Consider the following 18,314-nt stretch of genomic DNA (forward strand, 5'->3'; position numbering starts at 1 on the left):
GATCTAGCCCAGCCGCCGCAGCCGTGGAGCGAGGTCCTTCTGGAAAAGATCCAGGAATCGGCGCTGGTCGTGACCGGGCGCGTGAAAGACCAGATGGTTGAGGCCCCACGTGACGTACTGGCCGACTTTTTCGACGGTCTCGTCGGGGTCCGACGCGACAATCCAGCGCTTGGCGATCTGTTCGATGGGCAGCGCGTCGGCGGCCTTTTCCATCTCGATCGGGTCGTCGATGCTGTGCTTCTGCTCGGCGGTCAGCGACAGCGGCGCCCAGAACCGAGTGTTTTCCCGGGCCAGCTCCGGGTCGGGGTCGTAGGAGATCTTGATCTCGATCATCTTGTCGATGTCGTCGGCATTGCGCTCGGCGGCCTTGGCTCCTTCCAGCACCGCGGGCATCAGCTTTTCGGTGTACAGCTCTTCGCCCTTGCCGGACGTGCAGATGAAGCCGTCACCGGCCCGCCCCGCGTATTTGGCCACCGCCGGGCCCCCCGCGGCGATGTAGACCGGCACGCCGCCCTCGGGCACGTCGTAGATCGAGGCGCCCTTGAGCCGGTAGTACTCGCCGTCGAAGTCGACGCGGTCGCCACGCCACAGCTCGCGCATCAGCCGCACCGATTCGCGCAGCCGGGCGAACCGCTCTTTGAACTCCGGCCAGGCACCCTCGTAGCCGGTGGCGATCTCGTTCAGAGCCTCCCCGGTTCCGACGCCCAGGAAGATGCGGCCCGGATACAGGCAGCTCATCGTGGCGAACGCCTGGGCGACGACGGCGGGGTTGTACCGGAATGTCGGGGTGAGCACCGAGGTGCCCAGCACGATCCGCTCGGTGCGCTCGCCGACGGCGGTCATCCAGGACAGCGAGAACGGTGCGTGCCCGCCCTTGTGCCGCCACGGCTGGAAATGGTCGCTGACGGTGGCGCTGTCCATCCCATGCGCCTCGGCGGCGACCGCCAGTTCGACGAGCTCGCGCGGCGCGAATTGCTCGGCCGACGCCTTGTATCCCAGTTTGAGTTCAGCCACGCTGTCGTTTCTACTCCCTTGGCCGCACTCCTACACTCGCGGACATGGCACCGGTGCTCACAGCCATCAACGAGAGGGTGCACCTCGCCCGGGGCGAGGCGGTCAACTGGCTGGTGGTGGCCGACGACACCGGAGTCATGCTCATCGACGCCGGGTATCCGGGTGACCGCGACGACGTGCTGGCCTCGCTGCGCGAACTGGGATACGACGCCGGCGATGTGCGTGCCATCCTGCTGACGCACGCCCACATCGACCATCTGGGTTCGGCGATCTGGTTCGCCAAAACCCATCGCACCCCGGTGTACTGCCACCCCGACGAGGTCGGCCACACCAAGCGGGAGTATCTGGAGCAGGCCTCACCGCTCGACGTCGCGCTGCGCGTCTGGCGGCCCCGCTGGGCGGTGTGGGCCGCCCATGTGGTGCGCAACGGCGGCCTGACCCGCGAGGGCATTCCCACCGCGCAGCCGTTGACGGCCGAGGTGGCCGCGCGGCTGCCCGGCCATCCGATGGCCATCCCCACCCCCGGCCACACCGGCGGTCACTGCTCGTATCTGGTCGACGGCGTGCTGGCCAGCGGCGACGCGTTGGTCACCGGTCATCCGCTGCTGCGCCGCAGCGGGCCGCAGTTGCTGCCGGCGGTGTTCAGTCACAACCAGCACGACTGCATCCGGAGCCTGGCGGCGCTGGCGTTGCTGGAGACCGAGATCCTGGCGCCCGGTCACGGCGAACTGTGGCGTGGCCCGATCCGCGCCGCCACCGACCGGGCGACCGCGCTGGCCACATAACAATTGGATTACGGTAGATGTCACAATTTGTTAAGGATCGGGCTCGTTCTCTAAGAAGCGCGTCCAAACTGCTTGTGCCGCACAGACTTTCGCCTTTTTGAGCACAGTTTGCCGGCGATCAGCTTCGCGCTACCTTGGGCTTCGGGTATCGGCAACCCTTGGTCATTTCGCGACTAAAGGAAGCAATCAAGATGAAATTCAGTGGTATCACCGTGCGCCGGCACGCTGCCGGCATCGTCGCCGGCTGTTGCCTACTTGGGGGTTTGACTGCGCTCGCGGCGCCGACGGCGTCTGCAGCACCCGACTGCAGCCCTGCGGGGGTGCAGAACACCGTCAACTCGACGGAGGGTTCGGCTCGGCAGTATCTCGACGCTCACCCGGGCGCCAACGCCGCCGTGACGTCAGCATTCAGCCAGCCGCGCCCGCAGGCTGCGGCCAACCTGCGTAGCTACTTCACCGCCCACCCGCAGGAGTACTACGACTTACGCGGCATTCTGGCGCCCATCGGCGACACCGAGCGTCAGTGCAACACGACGGCGCTCTCGCCCGAGCTCCAGTCGGCCTACGACGAGTTCATGGCCGGGTAGCCTCGCCGTGCGATGACTTGCGGGCATGTCGGCGGTTCGTACCGAGATGACCCGCAAGATCATCGCGGGTTGAAACGCGCGGCAGTAACGATGCTGGAATCGGGTACTCCTTCCGGCGGACAGAAGGAGGGTTATGGCCACGAAAGAGACATTCCAGCAGGCCGCTGAACGCATTTACCACAGTTGGGACAAGGCGCTCAGCGACGACGACGTTGAGACACTGCTCGCGCTATATGCGCCCGACGTCGTATTCGAAAGTCCCGCTGTGCCGCTGACCATGGGTACCGAGTCCGGGGTATGCCACGGACGCGATGAGTTACGGCCCGTGCTCGAGCGAGTCGCCGCCCGTAAGCCGCCGTTGCGGACCTACTACCGGACGGGCTATCTCACCGACGGCGAACGGACCATGATCTTTGAGTACCCGCGTCATGCACCCGATGGCGAGCAGATGGATTTCGTCGAGGTCATGGAAATCGTCGACGGCCTCATCCAGCGCCATTGCGTCTACTGGGGCTGGCGCGGCGTCAAGGTCATCCAAGATGACGCCTACCACAAGTGATCGCGCAGCGTCCGGCCGGTGTATTCGGTGCGGTACAGCCCGCGTTCCTGTAGTAGCGGTACCACCTGGTCGACGAAGTCGTCCAAGCCGTGCGGCGTCAGGTGCGGCACCAGGATGAACCCGTCGCAGGCGTCGGCCTGCACGTAACGGTTCATCTCGTCAGCGATCTGCGCTGCAGTGCCGACGAATTGCTGGCGGCTGGTGACGGCGATGACCAGCTCGCGAATCGAAAGGTTCTCGGCCGCAGCCCGTTCGCGGTAGCGCCGGGCCACCGCAACCGGATCACCGTGGCGGACGCGGCCCTGGGTGATGCTGGTGTCACCACTGGGCTCGATGTCGGGCAGCGGGCCGTCGGGGTCGTAGGCCGAAAGGTCACGGCCCCACACTTGTTCGAGCATCGCGATCGCGGTCGGGCCGCTGACCTGCTGACGACGGATGTGCTCCGCCTTTTCGGCGGCCGCCTCGACAGTGTCTCCGAGCACGAACGTGGCAGCGGGAAACACCTTGATCTCGTTCGGGTTACGCCCTGCGGCTGCTGCGCGCCCCTTGATGTCGGCGGTGTAGCGCTGACCGGCCGCCAAGGAGCCGTGCAGCGTGAACATGGCGTCGGCGTGCCGCGCGCCGAACGCCCGGCCCTCATCGGAGTCGCCGGCCTGCAACAGCACCGGACGGCCCTGCGGCCCCGCCGGTAGCGTCGCCATCCCGCGCACGTTGAACTGAGGTCCGGAATGTTCGACGGTGCGAATGCGCGCCGGGTCGACGTAGATTCCGTTGTCCACGTCGGCAAGCACCGCGTCGGGTGCCCAGCTGTCCCAGAACTTGCGCGCCACGGTGACGAATTCTTCTGCGCGGCTGTATCGGTCGGCGTGGTCGAGAAAGCCGCCGCGGCGGAAATTGGCGCCGGTGAACGCGTCCGATGAGGTGACGATGTTCCAGCCTGCCCGGCCGTCGGACAGGTGATCCAGACTGGCGAATTGCCTTGCCACTTCGAAGGGCTCGTTGAATGTCGTGTTGATGGTCCCGGTCAGGCCGATCCGCTCGGTCACCCCGGCCAGCGCGGCGAGCACGGTGAACGTGTCCGGCCGGCCCACGACGTCGAGGTCGTAGATGCGGCCGCGATGCTCACGCAGCCGCAGACCCTCGGCAAGGAAGAAGAAGTCGAACAGCCCGCGCTCGGCGGTGCGGGCCAGATGAACGAACGAGTCGAACTCGATCTGGCTGCCGGCGTCCGGATCGGCCCATACGGTGGTGTTGTTGACGCCCGGGAAGTGCGCGGCCAAATGGATTTGCTTCATGCGCACAGCCCCCAGCGTTTGGCCAGCAGCTCATGGGAGCGCAGCCGGTCTTCGTGGCGGTAGGTGACCGAGGTGACCACGAGTTCGTCGGCGCCGCTGACCCGCCGCAGGGCCGTCAATCGCTCGGCTACCTCATCCGGTTCGCCGACGAATTGCGTTGCCACCCGGTCGTTTACCACCTCCAACTGCTCGTCGGTCAGCGGCGGGCAGGTGGCGGGGTCGGGGTAGGGTATGGCGCCGTCGCCGGCCCGGATGGAGTACACCCAGTGGCCGTAACTGGAGGCCAGATGCCGAGCGGTGGCGGTGTCGTCGGCGACGACGACGTCGGCCGAGATCACCACATACGGCTGCGACAGTGTCGCCGACGGGACGAACGAATCGCGGTAGGCGTCGACCGCTTCCAGCGCAGTACCCGGGGTGAGGTGATAGCTGGCGACGAACGGCAGCCCGAGCGCGCCGGCCGTTCGGGCGCTTCTGCCCTTGCTGCTGCCGAAGATCCACGGCGTCAACGCGCTTCGCTCCCCCGGTACCGCATGTACGTCGAACCCGCCAGTCCGGTAGCTGCCGTTCAGCATGGCCATGATGTCGTCCAGCTGCTCGGCGAAGTCGGGCGCGACGGCCTCGGGCTGCTGCAGGATCGCCTGGGTGGCCCCCACCAGCTCCTTGTTGAGCACCGTGCGCAGGTCGAACGGCGGGGGCACCACCACGCCGTCGATCTCCCGCCATTGCGGAACAGGCTTAGGCGGCTCGGGCGGTCGCGGCGTGCGGGACTTGGGTTTACGGCGGCGCTGCCCGGAGCGGCCGATGCCCAGGTCGATGCGGCCCGGGTAGAAAGCGTCGAGCATGCCGAAGCTTTCCACCACCGCGGCGGCAGTGGTGTGGCTGAGCTGCACCGCTGCCGAGCCCACCCGAATCGTGTTGGTGGCAGCGGCGATCTGGCCGATCAGGACGGCGGGCGCAGAGCTGGCGACGGCGACGAAGTGGTGTTCCGCGATCCAAAACCTCCGGTATCCCCACTGTTCGGCGTGCTGGGCGAGGTCGATGGTGTTGTGCAGCGCGGTCGCTGCGTCGCTTCCGGCGCTGATCGGCGCCAGGTCGAGAACTGACAATGGTATGGCGTTCATCGGCTCGCATACCTGTTCGGCGCCACCGGCAAGCCCAGCCGCTCGCGCAGCGTTTCGCCGTCACGATAGCCGTCGCGAAATCGCTTGGCCCGCTGCAGCAGTGGCACCACCTCGGCGACGATCACCGGAAGGTCGGTGGCGTTGACGGCTGGCCGCAACCGGGCGCCGTCGATGCCCAACTGCTGCCAGCTCAGCAAGATATCGACCAATTCCGTTGCGCTGCCGCCGAATATCAATGCATCCGATCGGAAGTCGGTATCCCCGCTGAACGACACCACCACGTCGGCATAGATTTTCAGGTGCGTCCCGGGCACCTCCTCGAGAATAGCCCGCAGCCCGGCATCATCGGTCGGCGTGATGAACACGAGATCAGCACTGGTGGCGGCGAATTCGTAAATCTGGGGCGCATGCGCCAGCGCGGCCACCACTGGCTGGCCCTGGGGCGGTCGGGGGGTGATCGACGGCCCTTTGACCGAGAAGTGCTCACCGGTGAAGTCGATGTAGTGCAGTTTGTCCCGATCGATGTAACGCCCGGTGGCCGCGTCGCGGATCACCGCGTCGTCCTCCCAGCTGTCCCACAGCCGGCGCGCCACCTCGACCGCGTCGGCGGCCTCGTCGAACAGTGCGTCGGCAGGCTGTGATCCGTTGCGCCGACCGAACAGTGCGGCCTCGTGCGCCGTTGCGCTCACCCGGACCTGCCAGCCAGCCCGGCCGTGCGACACGTAGTCCAGGGTGGCGATGGCTTTGGAGATGTGAAACGGCTCGGTGTGGGTGACGGTGGCGACGGGGATCAGGCCGATGCGGCGGGTGGCCGGGGCGGCGCGGGCAGCGACCAACACCGCGTCGGCACGTCCGGCGAGTCGCCGCGGATCGATGGGTTCGCGGCGTCCGGGTTGTGGCATCAGCGTGTCGTCGATGGTGAGGAAGTCGAGCAATCCCCGCTCGGCGGTGGCCGCCAGTGCTGCCCAGTACCGTCCGCTGAGCACCGATTCGGCTGCGCCGTCGGCTGCCAGCGTGGTGCGCCACGCCTGCGGATGCCAGCCGTAGCCGTCCAGCGCGACGGCGAGGTGCAGTTGATCGGTCATGACAACCACTTCTCGAACGCGATCGGACGAAACGGCCCCCACGAGGGCAGCGGCTCGTCCAGCCGGGAGTAGCCGAGGTTGTCATACATGGCCTCGGCCTCGGGCTGACGGTTGCCGGTGATCAGGTAGACCCGCCGGTATCCGCGGGCAGCGCTTTCCGCCTCGAGGACAGCCATCAGCGCTTTCGCGTAGCCGCGGCGGCGGTGCGCGTGGTCGGTCCAGATCCGTTTGAACTCGACGGTGTGGGCGTCATAACGCCGAAAGGCCCCGCCGGTAACAGGTTTGTCGTCAAGCACGCCGATCACCAAGCCGCCGTCCGGGGGCGCCAATTCGACAGTCGGAACGGGCAGCCAGGTCAGATGGGTCTGCGGGGTGCCGCCGTAGCGCTGCGCGTACTCCGCGGCCAGCTCGATCAGCAGGGGCCGCGCCAGTGGGTCGTCCTGAGTTGTCGGCACGAACCTGAGCTGGGTCACCATCATCTAACTGTCCAACGCGAATCGCACGCCCGCATTCCGAGTCGCGGTGACATACCAGGTCAACATCGGCGCGTCGGCAAAGTCGTTGTGGCGCAGCCCGGGGAAGCCGGCGGCCGCGCACACGTCGGCGAGGGTGCTGCCAACCGTCTCCCAACCCTGCGCTGCCAGGTACTCGGCGGCGTCCTCGCATTCGTCCGGATAGGTCAGGCCAGACAGGTTTACGTCCAAGCCGTGTTCTCGCCAGCGATCGGCGATGAGGTGCTCTTGGTGCGCCTGCGGCGGGCTGCCGCCGGGGACGTGATCAGCGGCGAACCGGCTGCCGTGAGCGCTCAGCTCGGTGATGCCGTCGAGCAGCCGGTCCTGAGCGGCGGGCGGCAAGAAGCCGATGAACAGTCCTTCGGCGATCCACGCGGTGGGTTGAGCGGCGTCAAACCCGATGCGCCGCAGGGCCGTCGGCCAGTCCTGGCGAAGGTCAATGCCGAGCGCGCGGCGGTGGGTGGCAGGAGCGGCGCCAAGCGCTCTGAGCGTCTGGGTCTTGAACTCGACAACGTCGGGCTGGTCGATCTCGTACACCGTGGTTCCAGGCGGCCACCACAGCCGGTATGGCCGGGCATCGAGCCCGGACGCGACGATCACGGCCTGACGGATCCCTGCTCGGCCGGCGTCGGCGAAAAAATCATCGAAAAATCGGGTGCGCACCGCGAACAGTTCGGTCATCCGGTCGAATGCGGCGTCGTCGCCGAGGTCGCTCACATCCAGCTCGCCGGCGGCCACTTGAGTGAAAAAGTCCACACCCACCGCCCGCACCAGCGGCTCGGCGAACGGGTCGTTGATCAGCCCTCGTCTGGTGGCTACCGCCCTGGCCGCGGCGACCAGCGTCGCGCTCGCCCCCGCGCTGGTGGTCGGGTCCCAGGAATCAAGCTCGGTTCGCGCCATGGTGCCCTACCAGGACTGTCGCCGCCCGCCAGCCGAGCAACAGCAGCGCGGTGACCGCCGACGCCACCGCCACGAAGCTAACGGCCACACCCGCGGAGGTGGCCTTACGCAGCAACATCCCGACGATGATCGTGCACAACCACACCGCCACGCCGGTGGGGGCGACGGCGGTGGGGCGTCGCCAGCCTCGAGACAGCAGCCACCCCAGCGCGGTCCCGCTGAGAAACGGCCATGCTGTCGTTGCGATGCCCGCGACGTCGATGCCTTCGTCGTGGCTGCGCCGCCCGACGGCGCTAAACAGCAGCACGCAGGCGATATCGATACCCAGCCATGCCAGACGTTGCATGCCGCGACAGTACCGGCCCGTGCCGGCGACCTAGGATTCGCACATGAAGCTTGCACTCGTCACGGGTGCCGGATCGGGGATCGGCAAGGCGATCGCGCTGGGATTCGCCGCGCAGGGCGACCGGGTGATCGCCGCTGACCTCGACGACGCCGCGGCGAAGGTCACCGCCCAGGCACACCCCGAACTGATCACCGCGCTGCCCGTCGACGTGGCCGACCGGGCCCAGGTGGACACGCTACGCGACCGGGCGCACAGCGAAGTCGGGGTGCCCAACGTCGTCGTCAACGCCGCCGGCTGGGACCGTACCGACCAATTCCTCAATGCCACAACAGAATTCGCTGAGAAAGTCGTGGCGATCAACTACCTCGGTCCGGTGCACGTGTGCAGCGCGTTCCTGCCGGGCATGATCGAGGCCGGCGGCGGTGGACGCGTCATCAACCTGGCCAGCGACGCCGGCCGGGTCGGCAGCGCAGGGGAAACCATCTACGCCGGCGCCAAGGGCGGTGTCATCGCGCTGACCAAGTCGCTGGCCCGGGAGATGGCCCGCCATGCGATCACGGTCAACTGCGTGTGCCCCGGCCCCACCGACACTCCACTCTTCGCCGCGCAACCGGAGAAGTTGAGAGAGGCGCTGGTGAAAGCGATTCCATTCCGGCGGCTGGCCCGTCCGGAGGAGGTCGCCGCGCCGGTGCTGTTCTTCGCCTCCGATGCCGCGTCGTTCATCACCGGGCAGGTGATCAGCGTCAGCGGCGGTCTTACCATGGCCGGATGACTAGCTTCGATCCCACCGATCCGCTCAGCCTGGACACATCGCTGTCCAGCGACGAGATCGCAGTGCGTGACACGGTCCGCCAGTTCTGCGCCGAGCACGTCACGCCATACGTCGCGGACTGGTTCGAGGCCGGCGACCTGCCAGTGGCCCGCGAGCTGGCCAAGCAGTTCGGCGCGCTCGGGTTGCTGGGCATGCACCTGAAGGGGTACGGCTGCGGCGGGGCCTCCGCCGTGCATTACGGCCTGGCCTGTCTGGAGTTGGAGGCCGCCGACTCTGGCATCCGCTCGCTGGTGTCGGTGCAGGGCTCGCTGGCGATGTTCGCGATCTGGAACAACGGATCCGAGGAGCAGAAGCAGCAGTGGCTGCCCGGCATGGCCGCGGGCGAACTGGTCGGGTGCTTCGGGCTGACCGAGCCCGACGTCGGATCCGACCCCGCCGCGATGAAAACCCGGGCCCGCCGCGACGGTTCGGACTGGATCCTCAACGGCCGCAAGATGTGGATCACCAACGGTTCGGTTGCCGACCTGGCGATCGTGTGGGCGGCCACCGACGACGGGATCCGTGGATTCATCGTTCCCACCGATACACCGGGGTTCACCGCCAACACCATTCACCACAAGCTTTCGTTGCGGGCGTCGATCACCAGCGAGCTGGTGCTCGACGACGTCCGGCTGCCCGAGGACGCGATGCTGCCGGGGGCGACCGGCCTGAAGGGTCCCCTGGCGTGTTTGTCCGAGGCACGCTACGGCATCATCTGGGGGGCGATGGGTGCGGCACGTTCGGCGTGGCAGTCCGCACTCGATTACGCCAGCCAACGCACCCAATTCGGGCGCCCGATAGCCGGATTCCAGCTGACGCAGGCCAAACTCGTCGACATGGCCGTCGAGCTGCACAAAGGCCAGCTGCTAGCGCTACACCTCGGCCGGCTGAAGGACAGCGTCGGGTTGCGGCCCGAGCAGGTCAGCTTCGGCAAGCTCAACAACACCCGTGAGGCGATCGAAATCTGCCGGACCGCGCGGACCATCCTGGGCGGCAACGGAATATCGCTGGAGTACCCGGTGATCCGGCACATGGTGAACCTAGAATCGGTGCTCACCTACGAGGGCACCCCGGAAATGCATCAGCTGATTCTCGGTCAGGCCTTCACCGGCATGGACGCCTTCCGATGAGCGCGTTGACCTACACATCCGAGCATCACCAGTTCCGCGAACTGGTGCGGGATTTCGTGCAGCAGACCGTCGTCCCGGCTCACGAACAGTGGGAGAAGGCCGGGTGCTGGGACCGGTCACTGTTCACCGAGGCCGGAAAGCTGGGGCTCCTCGGGTTTCCCGTACCCGAGGACTTCGGCGGCCCGGGCGTCAACGACTTTCGTTACAACGCGATCGTCGTCGAGGAACTGCAGCGGGTAGGCGCGGCGTCCGAGGCCGTCGCCATCTCGCTGCAAAACGATATCGTGCTGCCGTATCTCACCGACCTGACAACCGCGGAACAGAAACAACGCTGGCTGCCCGGCGTGGTGACCGGTGAGACGGTGCTCGCCATCGCGATGACCGAACCCGGTGCGGGCAGTGACTTGGCCGGCATCCGCACCACCGCGGTACGCGACAGCGACCACTACGTCGTCAACGGCGCGAAAACCTTTATCTCCAATGGGCAGAACGGCGACTTGTTTGTCGTCGCGGTCCGTACCTCGCCCGACCGGCACAAGGGTCTGTCGCTGCTGGTCGTCGAGCCGGACACGCCGGGTTTCAGCCGGGGCCGGAACCTGGAGAAAATCGGGCTGCACGCCCAGGACACCAGCGAGTTGAGCTTCACCGACATGCGTGTGCCCGTCGAGAACCTGCTCGAGGAGGAAGGTCGCGGCTTCTATCAGCTGATGAACAACCTGCCGCAGGAGCGGCTTTCGCTGGCTGTCGGCGCAGTGGCCGCGGCCGAGGGGGTACTGGCCGAAACCCTCGACTACGTCAAGCAGCGAAGCGCGTTCGGCACCCCGATCTCCGGCCTGCAGAACACCCAGTTCGCGCTTGCCGAGCTGGCCACCGAACTCGATGTCGCGCGCAGCTATCTCGACGACTGCCTCGCCGAGCACCTCGCCGGTGGGCTCACCGCGGCCCGGGCGGCCCGGCTGAAATGGTGGACGACCGAACTGCAGGTACGTACCGCCGACCGCTGCCTGCAGTTGCACGGCGGGTACGGCTATATACGCGAGTACCCGGTGTCGCGGGCGTTCGTCGACGCCCGCATCCAGACGATCTACGGCGGAACCACTGAGATCATGAAGACCATCATCGCCAAGGACCTGGGCCTGTAGAGGGGCCGATCCGATGCCGACAGCGCAACGCGGGCAGGCGACTATCGAAATCGCCGCCGCGCCGCAGACCGTGTACGACCTCATCGCCGACGTCACCCGCATGGGCGAATGGAGCCCGGAATGCTATCGATGCGAATGGCTGGACGGCGCAACGGCGGCAGCGCCCGGAGCCCGATTCCGGGGCTACAACCGACGGGGCGGTCTGCGCTGGCAACGCACGGCAATCGTCGACGTCGCCGATCCCGGTCGCGAGTTTGCCTTCACCACGATCAATGACCGGGCCGGGCGAGCCGAAACCCGTTGGCAATACACATTTGCGCGCTCCCCCAACGGCACCGTACTGACCGAGTCGTTTGAATTCCTTTGGTGCTCACTCGCAAACCGAGCGGTCGAAATGCTCATGCCACGCGGTCACCAAATGAACCGAGGCATCGAAGAAACCCTCAAGCGAATCAAGCGTGCAGCCGAAGCCTAGAAGGGCGGAGGGTCGTTACAGGCTGCGATCCGCGCGGCGGTGCGGGCCGCATCGGCGGCGATGCGGGCCTCGTTGACAGCGCGCTCGTGCGCGATACGGGTGGCGCGCTCAGCAGCCCGCGTGCTCTCCCGCTTCTCCCCCGGGGGCGGGGGGCGCCTCGGAGTCTTGGGCGTCGGCAGTCGGCCAATATCGAACATACTTTCGATCCTAGCGCAATCCTCCGACACAAAATGGCTCGCCGAAACAATGGGGATAGACGCTCTACGGAACCGGCGGTACCGTATACCGCAGGTCCCAGGAAGAAGACGGTCCATGCGCGCACCACGCCCACAGCTTCACCCGCCGCGCTGGGCGCCGACGTTCGTCAGGTGGCAGCACACGAAGGTCGGCTGGCTCGGGGCGTGGCGACTGGCGCTGGCGGGAATCTGGGCGGGGTACCGGCACACCATCTTCGACTACGCGGCCCGGCTGCCCGGCCAGGACGACATCATGGTGGCCCGTGCACCGCTGGCCAAGTTCGTCGTTGTCCGTAACCCCGACATTGCCCGCCACGTTCTGGTGTCCAACCAGGACAACTATGCCAAGAGCGCCGAATACGACCTTCTGGCAGTCGCTTTCGGACGCGGCCTGGTCACCGACCTGAACGACGAACTCTGGCAACGCAACCGCCGCCTGGTGCAGCCGATTTTCGCCAAGCGTAACGTCGACGCACTTGCGCCGCAGATGACGGCGGCCGCTGTCGCCGCCGCCGAACGCTGGCAAAACACCGCCGGCCCCCTCGATATCGCGGCCGAGATGAACTACATCACGATGGATGTCATCGCCCGCACCATGTTCGGCATCGACCTGACCGGCGAACTGGCCGAACAGATGCGCATCGACTTCGCTCGGCTGCTGACCATTTTCGGCTACGGGTTCATCGGCGGCGGGTCGCGTCCGCTGCGCTGGCTCGCGGATCGTCTACGGTCACCCCGGCTGGCCATCAACTTACTGCGCTGGGAAGCAACGCTGTTCGCGCCGCGCACGGTGCGGGGCCTGCGGCGTATCGAGCGTTTCCTCGACCAGCTGATCGCCGACGGCCGCAATGGGAAAATGCCACGGACCGACAACCTACTGGCCCTGCTGATGGCGGCCGAAGACCCCGAAACGGGCTATCGTTACACCGATTTGGAGATCCGCGACGAGCTCATGACCTTCCTCGGCGCGGGCTTCGAGACCACCGCTGCCGCCTTGGCCTGGACGTGGTATCTGCTCAGCGAAAACCCGCAAGCCAGAACCGAACTCGAACGCGAACTCGACCAGGTGCTCGCGGGCCGCGAACCCACCGCGGACGATGTCGACAACCTGCCCTGGACGCAGGCCGTGGTCGCCGAGGCGATGCGCCGCTACCCGCCGATCATGGGACTGGCCCGGGTGGCGAAATCCGCTGACGTCCTAGGCGACTACCCCATCAAGGCCGGCACCACCGTCGCCATCCTCATCCACGGTGTCCACCACAACGAGCGCTTCTGGGCAGATGCAAAAACCTTCGACCCGTCGCGGTTCCTCAAGGAGAACTTCGACCCCCGCCAGCGTCGCGCCCACATCCCGTTCGGCTCGGGCAAACGGATGTGCGTCGCCTCCGGCTTCGCCACCCTCGAGGCAATCCTGATAGTCGCCACCTTGGCCCAGCGCTTCGAACTCGACCTGGTTCCCGGCCAACGATTACGGCGCGAATTGACCTTCACCGGCGGACCCGACGGCGCGCTGATGATGTCGCCCAAATCCCGCCGCCGAGCGCACGCCGTCAAGCGCGCCTAGCCGCGACACTTTCTGGGTATGCCGAGTCAATGAACCCGGTGGAACGCGCCGCTCGGGGCTTCGACGCGTGGCAGCAACGGCACCCGGTGGTCGGGTTTCCGATCGCGGTCGTGCGGAAGTTCGGTGACGACCAAGCGGGCTATCTGGTGTCGCTGTTGGCCTACTACGCGTTTGTCGCTACTTTTCCTCTGCTGCTGGCGTTGACGGCCGTCGCCGGTGTGGTCTTGCGGTCGCACCCGAAACTGCAACAGCACCTGGTGAATTCGGCGTTCGCGGAGTTCCCGATCGTCGGCGGGCAACTCCATCAGCAGCTGGGCGTGGCCAACTTCGGCAACACCTTCTCCCTTGTCGTCGGCATCCTGGGCTCGCTATACGGCGCCCGCGGATTCGCCAACGCCCTGCAGAACACGCTCAATACGCTGTGGGCCGTCCCGAAGGTCGACTGGCCCGGCTTCCCGAACAGGTATTTGCGGATGTTGGCGACACTGCTGGTGCTTGGGCTCATCGTCGCTGTCACCGGCGCATCGGGCGCCGCCGCCGGAGCGGCGGAGTCGTGGGGGTTTGGGGGGTTGCCCGCGCGGACAGTCAGTTTCGTCGTCGGCATCGTGCTCGGAACCGGCTTTTTCCTCGCGCTCTTTCGCATCTCGGCCGCCGGAGAAGTAGCCACCCGCGCGATGCTGCCCGGTGCCGCGATCAGCGCCGTCGGCTGGCAACTGCTGCTCACCGCGGCCGGAGTCATCGTCGCGCATCAGCTCCGGCACGCCCAAGCGGTGGCCGGATTCTTCGGTGTGGTGCTGGGGCTGCTGGCGTGGCTGGCGCTGCAGGCGACGGTGATCGTCTACGCAATCGAGATCGACGTCGTTCGGGTCAACCGGTTGTGGCCGCGCAGCATCGTGCAGCCACCGCTGATCGAGGCCGACAAGGCCTACTACGACAGAGTGCTGCGCACGGAAACGCGCCGCCCCGAACAACGGCTCGACATCGCCTACGAAGCCGACGACCAAGATTGACACCTGTAAAGTCCGTGGTCGTGACAGACAACATCAGGGGTAAAACCATCGTCATCACCGGCGCTGCCCGCGGCATTGGGCATGCGACCGCCAAAGCGCTGCTGGCCCGTGGTGCGCGAGTGGTCATCGGCGACCGCGACGTCGACGTACTGGAGCAGGCCGTCAAGGCCATGAGCAGCCTGGGCTCGGTCAGCGGCCATCCGCTCGACGTCACCGATCGCGAGTCGTTTGCGGCCTTCCTCGACAAGGCCCGCGCCAACGGTGGCGGTCACATCGACGTGCTGATCAACAACGCGGGCGTGATGCCGGTCGGCCCGTTCCTGCAGCAGTCGCAGGAGGCGATCCGCTCCTCGATCGAGGTCAACTTCTACGGCGTGCTCACCGGCTGCCAGCTGGTGCTGCCGGAGATGGTGAAACGCCGCAGCGGCCACATCGTCAACATCGCGTCGATGGCGGGCATGGTGGCGGTGCCCGGCCAGGTTGTCTACGCCGGCACCAAGTTCGCGGTCGTCGGGCTGTCCAGCGCGATGGCCGACGAGTTCGCTCCGCATGGCGTCAACGTCACCGCGGTGCTGCCGGCGTTCACCAACACCGAATTGATCTCCGGCACCGCTACCAACGCCGCCACAAAGCCGGTGCAGCCCGAGGTTGTCGCCGCTGCCATCGTCAAGGTGCTCGACAAACCCAAAGTCCAAGCATCCGTGCCCGGTTGGTCGCGCTGGGTCGGCATCATGACGATGATGCTGTCGGCCCGCAGCCGACGCTGGCTCGGCAAGAAGACCGGCACCGACACAGTGTTTCTCAACGTCGATGCCACGGCTCGCGCCGCCTATGAGGACCGAGCCCAACACGCGACCGGCGTCGTCGAGCACCGGGACTGATCTTCCAAAACGTCGCCTGAACTGCGCTGTCGGCCTAGCCTGAACCCATAGGGGTTGGAGGCTGGATGGCTGACGTAAATCCGCACGCGTACAACACCGCATGGCAGTTCCGCGCCGATGCCTGGTGTCGGCTGGAAGAAGCGAGCAGGCGGCTCTCGACCGCCGCGGCCCGCGGAACTGATCTTTCGCAGCTCGTCGAGTTGGTCGACGGGCTGCTATCGCAGTTGCGACCATTCGAGCGCTACTGGGCGTTCCCGGGCATTTACGTCTTCAATCAGACGCACCGCCTTTTCGCCACTGGCGCGTACGAGATTTTCGGCAGGGCAGTGTCGAAGATCAACCGGGCGCTGGTCACCGAGTCTTACCGCAGTGGGGTGATGGTCTCTCCATTGGAGAGTGATACCGGGGCGCTCGGCGCGGAAGAGGGCGCCCTGGAGGTGCTCGGTCTGCACCGGTCGGCCCGTCCGTACTTCGAGCTGCTGATCGTCGCGACGATGACCGAGGCGCAGGAACGCGCACTGCGCAAGGAGATTCACAGCCGTCGCCGCCCGGATGATGCCTTCGTCTACGAAATCGTCGTCGTCGGAAGCGGCGACGAGGCGGTGATCGCAGCACGGCTCAACGCAAGCGTGCAGGCGTGCGCGATAACGCGGCGATTCGCTCATCGCTCGCGTCGGGACCTGTCGGCCTTGTCGCACTTCGTCGACGCGCAGATCGCTGAGGACCTCGCCGAGCATTCACCGGAGGAGCGGGCAGCGATCCTGGCCTGCGCCATCAAGGACAGCCGCCCCGAGATCGACATGTATCTGATCACCGAACTCGAGGTAGAAGATGTCGCCGCCCGGCTCGGGCACCACTTCCGGCGGGTCTTCCACGGCGGCGAGGCCGGGCTCGATCAGCACCTGTCGCTGCTGGAAGGCATCGCCGCGCGCTACCGGACCCCGTTCTTCTCTGCGCTGCGCGAATACAGTCACCGCCCGACTGGCGTCTTCCACGCATTGCCGATCTCTCAGGGCAAGTCGATCGTCGGCTCCCACTGGATCTCCGACATGATCGACTTCTACGGTCTCGAGGTGTTCCTGGCGGAGACCTCGGCCACCTGCGGCGGACTGGACTCGCTGCTGGAGCCCACCGGCCCGCTGCGGGAGGCGCAGGCGTTGGCGGCCAAGACATTCGGGTCGCGGCACACCTTCTTCGTCACCAACGGCACCTCGACCGCCAACAAGATCGTCGAACAGGCGCTGGTGGCGCCCGGCGACATCGTGCTGGTCGACCGCAACTGCCACCAATCCCACCACTATGGGCTGATGATGGCCGGCGCCCAGGTCACCTACCTGGACGCCTACCCGCTCAACCAGTATTCGATGTACGGCGCGGTTCCGCTGCGCGAGATCAAGTCGCGGCTACTGGCCTTGCGGGCCGCCGGAAAGCTGGACCGGGTCAAGCTGTTGACGCTGACCAACTGCACCTTCGACGGCATCGTCTACGACGTCGAACGCGTAATGGAAGAATGTCTGGCGATCAAGCCCGATCTGGTATTCCTTTGGGACGAAGCATGGTTCGCGTTCGCCCGGTTCCATCACGTGTATCGCAAGCGCACCGCGATGCACGCGGCGCGGGCGATCCGCGAGCGGCTGCGCTCACCGGAGTATCGCCAGGCCTATCTGGACTACGCCAAACAGATGGCCGGCGCCGACGACGAGACCTTGCTGAACGCGCGCCTGCTGCCCGACCCGGCCGGTGCCCGGGTGCGGGTCTATGCGACGCAGTCCACCCATAAGACGCTCACTTCGCTGCGGCAGGGATCGATGATCCATGTCTACGACCAGGATTTCGATCAGAAGGTGGAAGAGCCCTTCCACGAGGCGTACATGGCGCACACCTCCACCTCGCCGAACTATCAGGTGCTCGCCTCGCTGGACATCGGACGCCGGCAGGCCGACCTGGAAGGCGTCGAGCTGGTGCAAAAGCAGGTCGAAAACGCCATGCAGCTGCGCGACGCGATCGACAAGCACCCGCTGCTGAGCAAGTACATGCACTGCCTGTCGACAGCGGAGATGATTCCGGATCAGTTCCGGCCCTCCCACCTCGACCAGCCGCTGCGTACTGGACTGCGCAACATGGCCACGGCGTGGGAGCAAGACGAGTTCGTCCTCGATCCCAGCCGCATCACGCTCTATATCGGCGGCACCGGCATCGATGGCGACACCTTCAAACGCGCTCAGTTGATGGACCGCTACGGTGTCCAGATCAACAAGACCTCGCGGAATACCGTGCTGTTCATGACCAACATCGGCACCACCCGCAGTTCGGTCGCCTACCTGGTCGAAGTCTTGGTCAACCTCGCCCAGGAACTCGATGACAAGATCGCCGACATGAGCCTGACCGATCGCGCCCATCATGAGCGGGCCGTGCTGCGGCTGACCAGCCCGTCGGCGCCGCTGCCGGACTTCAGCGGATTCCATTCGTGCTTCCTCGAACACGACGGAGGCAACGGGACCTCCACGCCGGATGGCGATGTGCGACGGGCATTTTACCTGGGCTATGACGACACGTTCTGCGAATACCTGGCGGCCGACGAGGTGGAAGAGCGGATGGAGTCCGGGCAGCAGGTGGTCTCGGCCACCTTCGTCACCCCGTATCCGCCGGGGTTCCCGATTCTGGTGCCCGGGCAAGTCTTCAGCCGGCAGATCCTGGCGTTCATCCAGGCGCTGGATACCAGCGAAATCCACGGATACAAGCCACATCTCGGGTTCCGGGTATTCACCGCGAAGGCGATGGAAATGGCCGAGGCGAGTGTGCGGCCGTGGAGCCGGCTGGGCAAGGTCAGCGCGTCCGCCGCTGAAATCGCTTGAGAG

At 66.3% G+C, this 18,314-nt stretch carries 19 protein-coding genes; 11 read left to right on the forward strand and 8 right to left on the reverse strand.

The features are described from left to right. Positions 1-3: 3 nt before the first annotated feature. Complete coding sequence (gene fgd / locus AWC06_RS12705) at positions 4-1,014, reverse strand: glucose-6-phosphate dehydrogenase (coenzyme-F420) (RefSeq protein ID WP_085197819.1); 1,011 nt, start codon at positions 1,012-1,014, stop codon at positions 4-6. A 44-nt stretch (positions 1,015-1,058) separates the two neighbouring features. Here fgd and AWC06_RS12710 point away from each other — a divergent pair, with 44 nt between their 5' ends. The 3 genes from AWC06_RS12710 to AWC06_RS12720 all read left to right on the forward strand — a co-directional run bounded on the left by AWC06_RS12710 (position 1,059) and on the right by AWC06_RS12720 (position 2,945). Beyond that, on the forward strand, positions 1,059-1,799 hold the full coding sequence (locus tag AWC06_RS12710; protein ID WP_085197821.1) for an MBL fold metallo-hydrolase: 741 nt from the start codon (positions 1,059-1,061) through the stop codon (positions 1,797-1,799). 191 nt (positions 1,800-1,990) lie between these two features. After that, positions 1,991-2,386, forward strand: coding sequence for a heme-binding protein (locus AWC06_RS12715; protein ID WP_085198113.1), 396 nt, complete (start codon positions 1,991-1,993; stop codon positions 2,384-2,386). A gap of 133 nt (positions 2,387-2,519) precedes the next feature. Beyond that, positions 2,520-2,945, forward strand: coding sequence for a nuclear transport factor 2 family protein (locus AWC06_RS12720; RefSeq protein WP_085197823.1), 426 nt, complete (start codon positions 2,520-2,522; stop codon positions 2,943-2,945). On the opposite strand, the gene AWC06_RS12725 is transcribed toward AWC06_RS12720, so the two are convergent. Genes AWC06_RS12725 through AWC06_RS12750 form a run of 6 tightly spaced genes read right to left on the reverse strand, consistent with a single transcriptional unit; the run spans position 2,933 to position 8,207 of the window. Further along, complete coding sequence (locus AWC06_RS12725) at positions 2,933-4,240, reverse strand: NtaA/DmoA family FMN-dependent monooxygenase (RefSeq protein WP_085197825.1); 1,308 nt, start codon at positions 4,238-4,240, stop codon at positions 2,933-2,935. The genes AWC06_RS12720 and AWC06_RS12725 overlap by 13 nt on opposite strands. After that, positions 4,237-5,364 carry an LLM class flavin-dependent oxidoreductase gene (locus AWC06_RS12730; protein ID WP_085197827.1) on the reverse strand — a complete coding sequence of 376 codons (1,128 nt, stop codon included), beginning with the start codon at positions 5,362-5,364 and terminating at the stop codon, positions 4,237-4,239. Before AWC06_RS12730 ends, AWC06_RS12725 begins: the two co-directional genes overlap by 4 nt. Next, positions 5,361-6,449, reverse strand: coding sequence for an LLM class flavin-dependent oxidoreductase (locus AWC06_RS12735; RefSeq protein WP_085197828.1), 1,089 nt, complete (start codon positions 6,447-6,449; stop codon positions 5,361-5,363). The genes AWC06_RS12730 and AWC06_RS12735 overlap by 4 nt, the downstream gene beginning before the upstream one ends. After that, positions 6,446-6,925 (reverse strand): GNAT family N-acetyltransferase, encoded by a 480-nt coding sequence (locus AWC06_RS12740; RefSeq protein ID WP_227371107.1) that lies wholly within the window; start codon positions 6,923-6,925, stop codon positions 6,446-6,448. Before AWC06_RS12740 ends, AWC06_RS12735 begins: the two co-directional genes overlap by 4 nt. A gap of 3 nt (positions 6,926-6,928) precedes the next feature. After that, positions 6,929-7,861: an SAM-dependent methyltransferase gene (locus AWC06_RS12745; RefSeq protein ID WP_085197832.1), complete on the reverse strand. Its 933-nt coding sequence runs from the start codon at positions 7,859-7,861 to the stop codon at positions 6,929-6,931. After that, entirely contained in the window at positions 7,842-8,207 is a 366-nt protein-coding gene (locus AWC06_RS12750; RefSeq protein ID WP_085197834.1) for a DUF3054 domain-containing protein, read from the reverse strand. The genes AWC06_RS12745 and AWC06_RS12750 overlap by 20 nt, the downstream gene beginning before the upstream one ends. Positions 8,208-8,250: 43 nt before the next feature. Between AWC06_RS12750 and AWC06_RS12755 the strand changes: the two genes are divergently transcribed. Genes AWC06_RS12755 through AWC06_RS12770 form a run of 4 tightly spaced genes read left to right on the forward strand, consistent with a single transcriptional unit; the run spans position 8,251 to position 11,765 of the window. After that, complete coding sequence (locus AWC06_RS12755) at positions 8,251-8,979, forward strand: SDR family NAD(P)-dependent oxidoreductase (RefSeq protein ID WP_085197836.1); 729 nt, start codon at positions 8,251-8,253, stop codon at positions 8,977-8,979. Then, positions 8,976-10,148 (forward strand): acyl-CoA dehydrogenase, encoded by a 1,173-nt coding sequence (locus AWC06_RS12760; protein WP_085197838.1) that lies wholly within the window; start codon positions 8,976-8,978, stop codon positions 10,146-10,148. The genes AWC06_RS12755 and AWC06_RS12760 overlap by 4 nt, the downstream gene beginning before the upstream one ends. Next, positions 10,145-11,290, forward strand: coding sequence for an acyl-CoA dehydrogenase family protein (locus AWC06_RS12765; protein WP_085197840.1), 1,146 nt, complete (start codon positions 10,145-10,147; stop codon positions 11,288-11,290). The genes AWC06_RS12760 and AWC06_RS12765 overlap by 4 nt, the downstream gene beginning before the upstream one ends. Before the next feature lie 13 nt (positions 11,291-11,303). After that, complete coding sequence (locus tag AWC06_RS12770) at positions 11,304-11,765, forward strand: SRPBCC family protein (RefSeq protein ID WP_085197842.1); 462 nt, start codon at positions 11,304-11,306, stop codon at positions 11,763-11,765. Here the strand turns inward: AWC06_RS12770 and AWC06_RS12775 are convergent. Then, positions 11,762-11,962: a hypothetical protein gene (locus AWC06_RS12775; RefSeq protein ID WP_085197844.1), complete on the reverse strand. Its 201-nt coding sequence runs from the start codon at positions 11,960-11,962 to the stop codon at positions 11,762-11,764. The two genes, AWC06_RS12770 and AWC06_RS12775, sit on opposite strands and share 4 nt — an antisense overlap. Before the next feature lie 115 nt (positions 11,963-12,077). Between AWC06_RS12775 and AWC06_RS12780 the strand changes: the two genes are divergently transcribed. The 4 genes from AWC06_RS12780 to AWC06_RS12795 all read left to right on the forward strand — a co-directional run bounded on the left by AWC06_RS12780 (position 12,078) and on the right by AWC06_RS12795 (position 18,311). Beyond that, positions 12,078-13,565, forward strand: coding sequence for a cytochrome P450 (locus AWC06_RS12780; RefSeq protein ID WP_085197846.1), 1,488 nt, complete (start codon positions 12,078-12,080; stop codon positions 13,563-13,565). 29 nt (positions 13,566-13,594) lie between these two features. Continuing rightward, positions 13,595-14,575, forward strand: a complete 981-nt coding sequence (locus AWC06_RS12785) for a YihY/virulence factor BrkB family protein (RefSeq protein ID WP_085197848.1) — start codon at positions 13,595-13,597, stop codon at positions 14,573-14,575. A gap of 20 nt (positions 14,576-14,595) precedes the next feature. Then, positions 14,596-15,456, forward strand: a complete 861-nt coding sequence (locus AWC06_RS12790; protein ID WP_085198116.1) for an SDR family oxidoreductase — start codon at positions 14,596-14,598, stop codon at positions 15,454-15,456. Between the two features lie 65 nt (positions 15,457-15,521). Further along, positions 15,522-18,311, forward strand: a complete 2,790-nt coding sequence (locus tag AWC06_RS12795) for an aminotransferase class I/II-fold pyridoxal phosphate-dependent enzyme (RefSeq protein ID WP_085197850.1) — start codon at positions 15,522-15,524, stop codon at positions 18,309-18,311. The last annotated feature ends 3 nt before the right edge of the window (positions 18,312-18,314 follow it).

It is taken from the genome of Mycobacterium fragae (genome assembly GCF_002102185.1).
GTDB lineage: Bacteria > Actinomycetota > Actinomycetes > Mycobacteriales > Mycobacteriaceae > Mycobacterium > Mycobacterium fragae.